The following is an 11,061-nucleotide window of genomic DNA, read 5'->3' as shown; positions in this document are numbered from 1 at the left end:
GCAACCGCCCGGCGGCCCGGCCCTTGCGTCTCACTCGCGTCAGCAATATCAACATCCTTTGCCGTTAGCACGCGGTAAAGGATGTTGATATTGCTGACGCAAAATTGTTGCTGACGCGAGGGCCGGGCCGCCGGGCGGTCGCGTCTCTACCGGGGGCGTTACCCAGTTTGTCGGATGCCGTCTGTAGCCATAAACGATGCAGGAAAATCTGTTTGGCGGACGGCACCGGATCGAGTCAACTCGCCTGGCCAGCTACGATTATGGGTCGAACGGTATGTATTTCATCACCGTTTGCACCCGCGACAGAGCCTGCTGCCTGGGCGAAGTGAGCGTCAACCCAGTGGGCGAATGCGTCGTAGAATCGACTCTGCTGGGCCAGCGGGTTATTGAGGGTTGGCTGGCCATCACCCACTATCACCCCTACGTATTTCTGGATGCGTTTCAGCTCATGCCGAATCATGTACACGGTGTTTTGTGGATCTGCAAACCCGATTACACCGACTGGCAACCGAATAGGTTCGGACCGCAACGCCAGAATCTGGCTTCCATAGTCCGGGGTTTTAAATCAGGCGTCAAGACCTTTGCCACCCGAAACAAGATTCCCTTCGATTGGCAGCCTCGGTATTACGACCGGGTCATCCGGAACACCGACGAACTGGATCGCATTCGCCATTACATCGAAGCCAACCCCTCAACCTGGCACCTGGACCGCGACAACCTCGAGAACCTGTACATGTAGAGACGCAATCCTTTGCGTCTCTGGGCGTCAGCAACAGCCTGGCGTTAGCAATCACACGTCAGCAATATCAACATGGGTTGTTGATTTTGCTGAGGCTAAAACCTAGCCAGACTTTTGCTGACGCGAGTGAGACGCGAGGGCCGGGCCGCCGGGCGGTCGCGTCTCTACAGGGTTCCCGTTGCTTTTCGTAGCTGTAGCTGGCCGCGCAGGACGTCGTATACGGCACGGAGGTAGTTATTTTCGGCAGTTTGCAGCGCGTATTCGCTGTTGCGAAAATCGGCCAGCAGCAGCGTGCCCGCGTCGAAACGAACCCGGTCGATGGCTACGATCTGCTGCGCCTGAACGATATTTTTACGGCTCTCGTCGAGGTTTTCGCGGGCTTTTGTCAAGGTGTTCTGAGCCGATCGGACCTCGTAGTCGAAATCATTGCGGAGTCGTTGCAGTGTATTTTGGTTGATTTGCGCCCGGCGCACGTAATCCTGTCGGTTAATACGCGTTTGTCGCCCGTCGAAGACAGGGACGCTGACCCGGACACCCACGTAGTTGTACGGAAACCACGTACCAGCCGCAAAGGGACTGAACGCATCGGCAAACTGCTGCGCGAAGTAGGCACCGTAGGCCGTCACGACCGGTGCCAGCCGGGCCTGCTCCCGGCGCTGGTTGAGTTCGTTTACCTGCCGGTTCACCTCCTCCTGCTTTAGCTCCACCCGGTTTCCACCAGCCGGTTCCTGGGCCTGAAATGAGGTAAACAGCGCAGTCAGCGAATCGGCGGGCTCTACGGCCTGGTTGCTGCTGATCCGGTAGCGAAGGGTCTCCAGACTCAGGGCGTAGTCGCGCTGGTCGTTGCGGTAGGCTTGTTCGGCGTTGCTCAGGTCGAGCGCAAAGCGATCGAGGTCGGTCTGTAGCAGGGTACCGCTCCCGAACCGCGTACGAGCCTGGTCGAGATACCCCTGGGCCCGCAGCCGCGCCCGCTCCGACAGCCGGATTTTTTCGCGATCGAATACGGCCTGGTAATAAGCTTCCGTTACCTGCTGGCGCACGTCGACCCGCACTTTTTCGAGCAGGGCCTGCTGACCGTCTGCATTCAACTGGTTGATCTGCCGATCGATACGGCTCGTGGCGTCATAGACTTTCTGTTCGGCCTGTACGTTCAGCACGTTATTGACACGGGTGCCGAACCGAAGTACCAGATCCTGTCCATTGGCAAACGGTGCATTTTTGATCACGCTCTGCTGAATCTGCGTGTTCCACCGAAAATCACCGCTGGCGCTGACCTGCGGCTGCCAGCGAGCCCGTCGGCGGGCTTCGTCACTTTCCGTAAGCTGGGTCTGTAGCTGCTCGTTTGCCAGCTCCAGCCGGTTTGCCTGCGCCTGTTGAAGCGCCTGGGGCAGCGTAATCTTCGCGGGCGACTGAGCGAATGAGTGATTGAGTACCAGTAGCCCAATCAGTATAAACATGGATTTCATGAGCATTCGTGAGGAGGAGCAATTGAACAATCGAGTGCATAGACACCGCATCGTTCAGTCACTCAATGAAACTTATCGTCTGAATACAGATGCAGGCTCCAGCGAGGTGATGCGCCGGATGGCGAACAGGCTGCCGCCCAGGGCGATGAAGAGCGTGATGCTGATGAAGCCAACCTCGAGCCAGGCCGAGAACGAGAAGTTGGAGCCGATGGACATAAGCAGCAGCCGGAAACCTTCGACAAAAATTCGCCCGATGGCATAGCCGATAATGGCCATGAGCATCGCCTGGAGCAGAATAAGCCGGGTTATGTAGCCGTTGGCCGCGCCGATGGCCTTGAGGGTGCCATAGTCCTGAATCCGCTCGTTCGCAGCCGAGTACAGGGTCAGGCCGATGATGACGAAGCCCGCAATGATGGCGAATATGATCAGGAAACCAAACGTAGCCGCAAAGCCACCCGATACCACAGCCTGCGTAAAGGTGCTGTCGGCAAAAGCGTCGCCCGTCCAGGCCCGTACACCCGCTATCGACCCGTTGATGCGCTTGACCACGGCCGCCGGATCGGCACCAGGCTGGGCCTCGACCAGGAAGAAACTTACCTTGTTGGGCGAGAAGCCGGTCAGGCTACGGGCCCGCTCAATCGTCGTGAAGGCGTAATCGATACCCAGGCCCTGCGTACCCCGGGTCTGCCCCGCTTTATAGACCCGCTTGCCGTTAAACTCGAACGTCTCTCCTGTTTTTACATCGCCGAGGTTTTCCGAAAAGACGTCCATAAACAGCGCGCCATCGGTGAGCAGCCGGGCGGGCGACACGCCCGGTTCGAGGTTCCATAGGCCAACGTAGGTCGGAGCCTGCACGCCAATGAGCGACAGCCCGGCGGTTTTGCCGTTGAGCCGCTTGACGGAACCCGCCGAGATAACCACTTCATGCACCCGCCTGACCCCGGCGATGCTGGTTACCTGCCGACCGATCCGAACATCGAGCGGCACCGTCTTGTTGGCGTCGGTGGTGCTTTCGTCAACCAGCCAGATGTACTGCTTATTGCTGTTCACGACGTTGATGATCGAGTTGGTCAGGAACAGGAACACCCCCGACTGCTGACCGACCAGAAACACCGACAGCGTAATACCAACCACGGTCCCAATCGACTTGGCCTTGTCGTATTTCAGGAATCTGTATGCCGTTCGAAACATGATGAGAAAGAGAAAAAAGGTGGAGAAGCAACCGCACGGCTTACTGCCCGTTGCCAACCTGGATGATGCATTCGACCCGCGCGCCGATAATCACATTGGCCGGATTGTCGAGCTGTACCCGCACTTCGCGGACGCGCCGGTCTTCGAGGTTCGATGCGTTGTCGGAGAAGAGCGATTTTTTGCGGAGGTAAGGCGATGCCAGCACCACCGTTCCCGTAGACAGTTGCTCGTTGCTGCCCTGGGGCCGTATGTAGGCTTTCTGCCCTACCCTGACCCGAAGCGCGAATAATTCATCGATTTCGGTCAGAGCTACCAGCGGACCGGCGGGCGCAAAATCACCGATCGACTGGTTCGTAGCCAGAAACTGCCCCACCTTGGCGTCGAGGCTCAGCAGCGTTCCGTCGACCGGCGCCTTCACGGTCTTCAGGCCCGCCACGGTTGACGCGTAACGGATGTCGGCGCGGAGTTCGCCGATCCGGCCCTGGGCCTGCTTCACCTGCGCTTCTGATGCTTTGATCTGCTGCTGGAGGTTCTGAACCGCATAGCGGGCGTCGTCGAGTTCTTTTCGGGTCAGCGCATTACCGGCAAAAAGCTTGTCGCTGCGGATCAGGTCGGCTTCGGCTTTCTGGAGCTGCACCCGCAGCGTCTGCACCTGCTGACGGGCGGTTTCGATAGCGTCCTGCTGGGTGTTGATCTTGACCGCAGCCTGCCGCAGCTGGGCCGACTCCAGGGCGTTCTCCATCGTCAGGATCACCTGCCCTTTCCGGAGCTGCTCGCCAATGGTTACGTTGACCCGCTGGACAACGCCCCCCGTTTCGGCCGAGAGCTGGCTGATGCGGGCGGCCGGTTCGATGACCGCTACGCCCATCACCTCGCCGATACGTTTCGGCGCCTGTACCGTTCGGACCGAATCGGCCTGCTGTTCAGACGTCTTTTGCTTGTTATCCGAACAGGCGTTCAGCAACACAAGAGTAAGTAGTATATATAGGGCTTTCATGGATTGGATGGTAAAATTTTTCGTGGATCGGTAAGGCCTAGGTGCAGCGCTTCGGCAATTTTCAGCGATCGGTCGATGCGCTTGTCTGTCGATTTGACCGTCGTTACCAGGTAGATAAGACTTCGCTGACGGCCGGGCGTTAGCGCGTGAAAGACGTCGTTCGCTTTGGGATCGGTGGCCAGCACTTCGGCCAGTTCGTCGGGCATATCGCACCCATACCGGCTCGTATCGGGAGACAGGGTTATCGTGACCGCACTTCCTGCCGAAACGCCTGCCGCGTCGCGGGCTTTCTTGCCGATGATCAGCTGATAGCCGCCAAGACCATTGTGGATGAAGCCGCCGTGATACAACTCGCCGTCGAACAGTTTGTACAGGCAGCGTTTGCCGTTTACGGGCAGCCAGGCTTCGGCCACGTCGGCCGGAATCTCGACCACCTGCATGGGGCCGGGCACGGTATGAATGCGGGTTTCAAACGTGATCATACAGCGGTGTTTATATCGGTTTCGGTTACTATCCCATTGTCTACTTCCACAATGCGGTGGGCGTAGGGCTTCAGCCGCGGGTCGTGGGTAACGACGGCCACGGACTTGCCCCCGTCGGCCAGCGTCCGCAGCTCGCGCATGACGACGCCAATCGAGTCCTTATCGAGCGAGGCCGTCGGTTCGTCACACAGAACCAGCTTGGGGTTGGTTACCAGCGCGCGGGCAATGGCGATGCGCTGCTGCTGCCCACCAGACAGTTGGCGGGGCAGGTTGAGCCGGCGATCAAGCATGCCTACTGTCCTGAGCGCCTGTTCGGTACGGTCGCGGGCTTCGGTCCGGTTCACCCCCTGAAGCTGCAGCGGCATCATCACGTTCTCTTCGGCCGTGAGTGGGGCCAGCAGGTTGAAGTTCTGGAATACGAAGCCAATGGTGTTGAGCCGCAACATAGCCAGCGCCTTCTGACTCAGCTGATTCACATGCTTCCCGTCGACCCACAGATCGCCGTAGCTGGGGTAGATGACGCAGCCCAGCAGCGACAACAGCGTCGTTTTTCCCGAGCCGGACGGCCCGATGATCAGCAGCAGTTCGCCCTCGTTGAGCCGGAGCGAGGCAGGCTGCAGCGCCACAATAGTCTGATCGCCGGTTTTGTACTCTTTACCAGCTCCTTTCAATTCTGCAATCATAGGCGTCGGTGCGTGATGGGGTCTACTAAAACGATCATTTTACTATTATACCGTAATTTCTTTTCTATTTCGACAGCAATATTACTACGAAATCGTAATTAATGTTATGACTTGCGTAAAAAAAAGTTTAGTTTCGTAATGAGTTACGCCAAAAAATGTGTTGATCTGTACGAAAGCACAGTAAAATGGATAGAGGAGAACAGAATCTGGTTGAGCTGGTAAACCAATGGGCGGCCTATAGCGCCCACACCCCGAATGCTGATCTGGCGGGCTTCTGCCTGCATTACCTGACCGAGCAGGCCAGCAAACCGGTCATGGCAGCCGCTGAGCCGGTTATAAACGAAAAGGGTGAGGTTAACCAGCACTGGGCCGAGAGCCTGACAGGCGACATAGACTGGACGATGGTTCCTGTCAGGCCCGAAGCAAGGCTGGGTGCGCTGGTTGGGCGACTGGCCAAGTATGCTTATTTCTACTCGAAAAAGGCCATGCAGGATCTGGCCATCAAAGGCCTCGACGACCCGCTCTATCTGCTGGTGGTCATTCAGATGGGCACGCCCAAGAAAAGCGAAGTGATTTACGAAATGATGGCCGAATTTGCCTCGGGCATCGACGTCATCAACCGGCTGATTCGCATGGAGCTGATCGAAGAGTTTCCCGATGAGCAGGATCGGCGGTCCAAGCGGCTGCGCATCACGCCGAAGGGGATCGCGCTGATTCAGGAATGCTTCCCGGTTATGAACAAAGTGGCCGATGTGGCCTACAGTTCGCTGACCGAAGGCGAGAAGACCATGCTGGTTCAGATCCTGGACAAACTCGACCGATACCACGCTGAGCACTACAAACAGAGCCGCCATTGCGAATTTGACGAGGTCTATGAACGAATGGTAGGGTAACTTTGCAGCATGTCTACCCCACCCCCCGTGCGCGACCGCCGACTCATTCATATTTACGCGATTATTTTCATCGACGTGGTGGTCGGGTCGGCAATCGGACCGGTGCTGCCCGAGTTTGTGAAAGGACGCCCGCAGCCGCAGCTCTGGCTGGCGCTCGGTACGGCGCTCTTTCTGGGCGTGCAGCTCTTTTCGGCCCCGCTGCTGGGCAAACTATCCGACGGCTACGGACGACGGCCGATCTTTATCGTGTCGGCCGTGGGTACGTTTCTGGCCGACTGTCTGCTGATTCCCATCACCCTGGGTTCGCAGCTGGCCAACCGGTTCAGCGACGGTCTGACCAACGGCATGTACGCTACGGTACGCTCGGCCATTACGGATATTTCGCCCAAGGAGGAGCTGTTCCGGAATCTGGGCATCGAAGGGGCTATCCTATCGCTGGGGTTCGTGATCGGGCCGGCCGCGTCGGGTCTGCTGCTGACGAGCTTCGACGTGGTCGAAGGTGATCAGGCGCGGGTGGTGGTCATCATGGCGGTCGTTCTGTCGGCGGTGAATATGCTGCTCAGCTATACCCTGCGCGAAACCCACACCAACCCATCGGGGGTATCGACCGAGGCCCTGAAAACGGAACTGATCAACTCGCTCAACGTGTGGCGCATCTGGTCGCGGCTATCGGAGAAAGACCGGAAGTACCCCGGCCTCAAGCGGCTGGTGCTGATGCAGCTGGCGCTCACCATGAGTACGGGCTACTACTTCTATTTCGTAACCTTTGCCAGCTTCGGCGCCCTCCAGCTCGATGCCAAGGGAATTTCTTATTTCTTTATGTATTTCGGCGCGCTGAGCGTGGGGATCAACTATGTGTTCTACACCTACTTCGCCGACCGCATCAACCAGCGCCGGGGCATTATCTGGTTTGCCGTGCTGGGCGCACCGGTCCTGGCCGGCTACGGCTTTATCGGCGATTCGGTATTGTGGCTCTACATCCTCGTCACGATCGACTGCCTGACGCTTTCGCTCATTCAGGGCCTGATTGAAGGGCTGATGGCGCAGCGCACAACCGACGAAGACCGGGGCGAAGTGTTCGGCATCAACCAGGCGTTGCAGGGGCTGGCCAGTTTTGGCACTACGGTAGTTTTCGGGGCGTTGTCGCTGCTCGATTTGCGGCTCCCGTTCGGCTGGTTCGCCATCTGCCTGGCGCTGGTGGCCTGGCTGGCGTGGCAAACCCGACCCGCCCCGGCACCCGAAACCAGCCCGAATTAACCTTACTGCACCTGAATGAGTTGCGTAGCCGCTACCGGCCGACCGTCCTGGGTTATGCCCTGAACCGTTACCCGTACCGTCCGAACCACATCCGAGAGCGGGAACAGCAGGCGTGTTTGCCCGTTGCTGTCGGTCTGGGCAATGGGTTTCCAGTAGAGCACATCCCGCCGGTCAACGGGGCTCCCCTCGGCGGGTGCGACGCCAGCTTCGTAACGCGGCACGGTAAACGCCGGCGGCACAGACGGGTAGCCGATCAGCTGGAGCGATTGCGCGGTCGTTTGCCGACCCGGCCCGCTGGGTTCCGAAGCGCTTCGTTTGGAGTAGAACGCAATGACCCCGTTGCCGCCCCGAACCCCGTACATCCCTACCGACCCCGCGTTTTTCAGTACCTCAATCCGTTCAATATCGTTCGGGCTGAAGCCAAACAGCGCAGTGGATGGGTCGCCGGTAATGGGCATGCCGTCCATCAGATAGAGCGGTTCCGTACTGCTCTGCAGGCTGTTGATACCCCGTATCGTAACGGCATACCCATTGGACGACTCGCTGGATGCCAGCTGCATGACCGACACCCCCGACACCTGGCCGCGCATCATCTCGTACAGGTTCGAAAACTGGGTAGTATTGCCCGAAAACGTAACGGTAGCGTCGGCTTTTCCGTGGAGGCTCATGCCCCGAACCGCATCGCGGGGGTCGGCCTGCTTCCGCGCGCTTACGTTCACCTCGGCCAGCTGACGGGCTGCTTTCTGCCGATACCGACCCGGATCGGCCTCCTGCCGGAGCCGGGCCGCAGCCAGTACCGCCGACAGCCGTCCCCAGTCGACGAGCGTATCCGCGCTGGTTCGCGGCCAGATCATGCCGGGGCGCTGTAGCACCAACCGGGTATCGGTAACGGGCAGACTTTTGAACTGCCGGTCGGTAAACTGCACCAGTACCGGCAGGGTATCTTTAACGGCCAGCCCCGCCAGCCGGAAACGCCCCTGCTGATCGGCGCCCACCGAGTTGACAAAATATTGGGCCGCACTGGTTGATGCCACGACCAGCTGCGCATCGGGTATCGGCAACCCGGCCGCATTCAGCACCTGTCCCATTATCGATACCCCGCCCAGCCAGCCGGCGTCGTGGATGCCCCCCATGCGTCGCCACTGTTGCCGCGCCAGCTGCTGGCTGAGCCGCTGGCGCAGGTCGGGCCGGTTCGTTTTCAGGTAGTCGTTGGGCAGCCGGATGGGTTCGCTCAGCTCACCGGTGAGAAACAGATGGGTGGGCAGATCGTCGGCAGCGGTATCGGGCGGAACCTGATCGGCATCGGTGATCGACACGGATAAAGCAGCTACGGCCGGCCGACCACCGTCGTTGAGCGAAATGGTGAGCGAAACCGACTCGCGGGGCTGGTAGCGGGCTTTTGGGGTCGTCATGGTCACGGCCACGGGCGGCAACCGATCCGGCACAACGACCAGCCGTTCGGCCTGCAGGCGGGCCACATCGTTGTACAGCCGCAGCTGAACCAGCCCCGGCGGCAACCGAAGAACGGGTATGCTCAGCTGCGCACGGCCGGCCTGTAACAGCACTTTCTGCTGATAAACAAGCTGTCCGCGTTGCTGAACGAAGAGATAGACCGAATCAGCCCGCTGTTGCGCGCCCCCGTCGATGGTAATGGCGAGTCGGCTGGTATCAGTACTGATATCGGCCGACAGGCTCAGTCCACTGGTTCTGGCGGGCTCGGCCGCTGCCTGTTTTGCCACCGGGGTTCCCCGGGCGGGTCCGGCCGAGCGGTCGAGCGCATTATAAATAGCGACCGAGCGCTCGAAGGCGGGCCGAAACTGTCTGTCATCTTCGTCGGTATAGACGCGCAGCCGGTACAGGCCCGACCCCAGCGTATCCGACAGCAGGAAGTTACCCACGCCCCGGCCCTCGGCTACGTGGAGCCACTGATGCTGTACGAGCTGTCCGGAAGGGGTTAGCAAATCGGCCTGGGCGGCTGTTTCACCGGCCGGGCGCCGATGGGTGGGTGTATCGAGCAGGTAGACGCTGAACCAAAGGCGGTCGCCGGTCAGGTAAAACGGCTTGTCGATGTGGGCATAGGCCGTCGGGCCCAGCTGCGCATAGTGGCTCGTGAAGTCGGTGGCAATCCGCTCCAGTCGCTGATCAGGTGGCAGCAGCTTCCCCTGCGCGATAAAGGTCTGGCTGGCTTCATCACCTGGCTGGGTTTGGCCCGGCAGGCCGGTTGGTTTCCAGTCGGCGGGCATCTGGGTCGACAACCGATCGTCGGCGAGGGAGCCGGAGGCTTCCAGGCCGTTGGGAACGGTGATCAGTCCATCGGTTGTCAGCTGGCTCCATCCCTGGGGCAGGGTCAGCTGCGAGTAGGCGTAGCGGGCATCGCGATAGGGCGAAAAGGTAGAGGTAGCCCGCGTATAAAAAACGACCAGCGGGCGGGCCGTTTCCAGTCGCCGTTCAAACGGCAGCCTGCCGGGCTGAATCAGGGTAGCCACCGTAACGGGCGTTAGCCGTTTGTATTTGTGTATGGCCTCGTACAGCAGCGGCTGCCCGTTGATGGGGCCCATGGGTTTGGTAATATCTTCGTAGTAGACCTGAAAGTCGTTCTGTTCGTGCGTACCGCTGATGAGGCTGGCCATCAGATGCCGCAGCGACCCCAGGTAAGCCTGCATCCGGTTCCGGCGGTAACGCTCGGCCTGTCGGTCGTCGGCGGGGGTCAGCGGCTCGAAGCGGCTTGCGCCGGCATAATACACCTTGATCAGACTTCCGTCGAAGCGCTGAAGGTCGTAATAGAGCCGGTAGCCCAGCGCCTGGTTCTCGATGATGAGCGGTGCGGTAGCGGTAGCGATCAGGTGTCCTTTTTCTTCCGTAAACGACAGCACGAAGCTATTGGTGATCTGGCACTGGCTGCCGAACGGATCGCCCAGAAGCTGCCGCCTAAACTGGCGAAACTGCCGCTCCCAGGTCCGGTCCTTGCGGTTGGCCCGCACCGTTACATCGGCCAGCACCCGGCTGTCGGGCGTGAGCGCAAAGGCGAGGGTAGCCGGTCTGGGCTGATCGAGCCGCAGCGTTTGCCGGGCCGTCTGATAGCCCAGAAACGACGATACGACCTCAATGGTACCGAGCGGCACGTTCTGCAGATCGAACCGCCCCTGCTCGTCGGTGGTGGTGCCGCGCGTTGTTGCGTTCAGGTACACACTGGCAAACGGCAGAGGCTTACCGGTAGCCGCATCGGTTACGCGGCCCGACAGGCTGGTTGTCTGCGCCAGTCCCGACCTGATCAGGAGCAGCAGGCTAACCGCCAGGAAAGCAATGGTTCTCAAATAAGGGTGCCCCGCCATACGAATAAACTGCTGGTAAAC

Annotated in this window: 9 protein-coding genes; 3 read left to right on the top strand and 6 right to left on the bottom strand. The window is 59.6% G+C overall.

The window, feature by feature from the left end; translation table 11 throughout:
* The first annotated feature begins 196 nt into the window (after window positions 1-196).
* Complete coding sequence (locus tag B1C80_RS09875) at window positions 197-739, top strand: transposase (RefSeq protein ID WP_077920891.1); 543 nt, start codon at window positions 197-199, stop codon at window positions 737-739.
* 164 nt (window positions 740-903) lie between these two features.
* On the opposite strand, the gene B1C80_RS09870 is transcribed toward B1C80_RS09875, so the two are convergent.
* The 5 genes from B1C80_RS09870 to B1C80_RS09850 form a co-directional block, all read right to left on the bottom strand.
* Window positions 904-2,205 carry a TolC family protein gene (locus B1C80_RS09870; protein ID WP_077920932.1) on the bottom strand — a complete coding sequence of 434 codons (1,302 nt, stop codon included), beginning with the start codon at window positions 2,203-2,205 and terminating at the stop codon, window positions 904-906.
* 72 nt (window positions 2,206-2,277) lie between these two features.
* A complete protein-coding gene (locus tag B1C80_RS09865; protein ID WP_077920931.1) occupies window positions 2,278-3,396 on the bottom strand; it encodes an ABC transporter permease in 1,119 nt (372 codons plus the stop codon).
* 40 nt (window positions 3,397-3,436) lie between these two features.
* Window positions 3,437-4,393 (bottom strand): HlyD family secretion protein, encoded by a 957-nt coding sequence (locus B1C80_RS09860; RefSeq protein WP_077920890.1) that lies wholly within the window; start codon window positions 4,391-4,393, stop codon window positions 3,437-3,439.
* Window positions 4,390-4,875 carry a YdeI/OmpD-associated family protein gene (locus tag B1C80_RS09855; RefSeq protein ID WP_077920889.1) on the bottom strand — a complete coding sequence of 162 codons (486 nt, stop codon included), beginning with the start codon at window positions 4,873-4,875 and terminating at the stop codon, window positions 4,390-4,392. The genes B1C80_RS09860 and B1C80_RS09855 overlap by 4 nt, the downstream gene beginning before the upstream one ends.
* Window positions 4,872-5,558 carry an ABC transporter ATP-binding protein gene (locus B1C80_RS09850; protein WP_077920888.1) on the bottom strand — a complete coding sequence of 229 codons (687 nt, stop codon included), beginning with the start codon at window positions 5,556-5,558 and terminating at the stop codon, window positions 4,872-4,874. The genes B1C80_RS09855 and B1C80_RS09850 overlap by 4 nt, the downstream gene beginning before the upstream one ends.
* 185 nt (window positions 5,559-5,743) lie before the next feature.
* Here B1C80_RS09850 and B1C80_RS09845 point away from each other — a divergent pair, with 185 nt between their 5' ends.
* Both B1C80_RS09845 and B1C80_RS09840 read left to right on the top strand, forming a co-directional pair.
* Window positions 5,744-6,451: a MarR family winged helix-turn-helix transcriptional regulator gene (locus B1C80_RS09845; RefSeq protein ID WP_077920887.1), complete on the top strand. Its 708-nt coding sequence runs from the start codon at window positions 5,744-5,746 to the stop codon at window positions 6,449-6,451.
* A 9-nt stretch (window positions 6,452-6,460) separates the two neighbouring features.
* Window positions 6,461-7,708: an MFS transporter gene (locus B1C80_RS09840; protein ID WP_077920886.1), complete on the top strand. Its 1,248-nt coding sequence runs from the start codon at window positions 6,461-6,463 to the stop codon at window positions 7,706-7,708.
* Window positions 7,709-7,710: 2 nt separating this feature from the next.
* On the opposite strand, the gene B1C80_RS09835 is transcribed toward B1C80_RS09840, so the two are convergent.
* Window positions 7,711-11,022: a carboxypeptidase regulatory-like domain-containing protein gene (locus B1C80_RS09835; RefSeq protein ID WP_236648701.1), complete on the bottom strand. Its 3,312-nt coding sequence runs from the start codon at window positions 11,020-11,022 to the stop codon at window positions 7,711-7,713.
* Window positions 11,023-11,061: the final 39 nt, after the last annotated feature.

Origin of the sequence: Spirosoma sp. 209, assembly GCF_002006735.1 — a bacterium.
Classification (GTDB): domain Bacteria; phylum Bacteroidota; class Bacteroidia; order Cytophagales; family Spirosomataceae; genus Spirosoma; species Spirosoma sordidisoli.
The sequence above is the reverse complement of the archived record's forward strand: the minus strand, read 5'-3'. Positions and strand labels throughout refer to the sequence as shown.

Excerpts from the sequence above, each read along its gene's own strand:
- B1C80_RS09875 (WP_077920891.1), top strand. The coding sequence starts at position 197 with ATGCAGGAAAATCTGTTTGGCGGACGGCACCGGATCGAGTCAACTCGC.
- B1C80_RS09870 (WP_077920932.1), bottom strand. The coding sequence starts at position 2,205 with ATGAAATCCATGTTTATACTGATTGGGCTACTGGTACTCAATCACTCA.
- B1C80_RS09865 (WP_077920931.1), bottom strand. The coding sequence starts at position 3,396 with ATGTTTCGAACGGCATACAGATTCCTGAAATACGACAAGGCCAAGTCG.
- B1C80_RS09860 (WP_077920890.1), bottom strand. The coding sequence starts at position 4,393 with ATGAAAGCCCTATATATACTACTTACTCTTGTGTTGCTGAACGCCTGT.
- B1C80_RS09855 (WP_077920889.1), bottom strand. The coding sequence starts at position 4,875 with ATGATCACGTTTGAAACCCGCATTCATACCGTGCCCGGCCCCATGCAG.
- B1C80_RS09850 (WP_077920888.1), bottom strand. The coding sequence starts at position 5,558 with ATGATTGCAGAATTGAAAGGAGCTGGTAAAGAGTACAAAACCGGCGAT.
- B1C80_RS09845 (WP_077920887.1), top strand. The coding sequence starts at position 5,744 with ATGGATAGAGGAGAACAGAATCTGGTTGAGCTGGTAAACCAATGGGCG.
- B1C80_RS09840 (WP_077920886.1), top strand. The coding sequence starts at position 6,461 with ATGTCTACCCCACCCCCCGTGCGCGACCGCCGACTCATTCATATTTAC.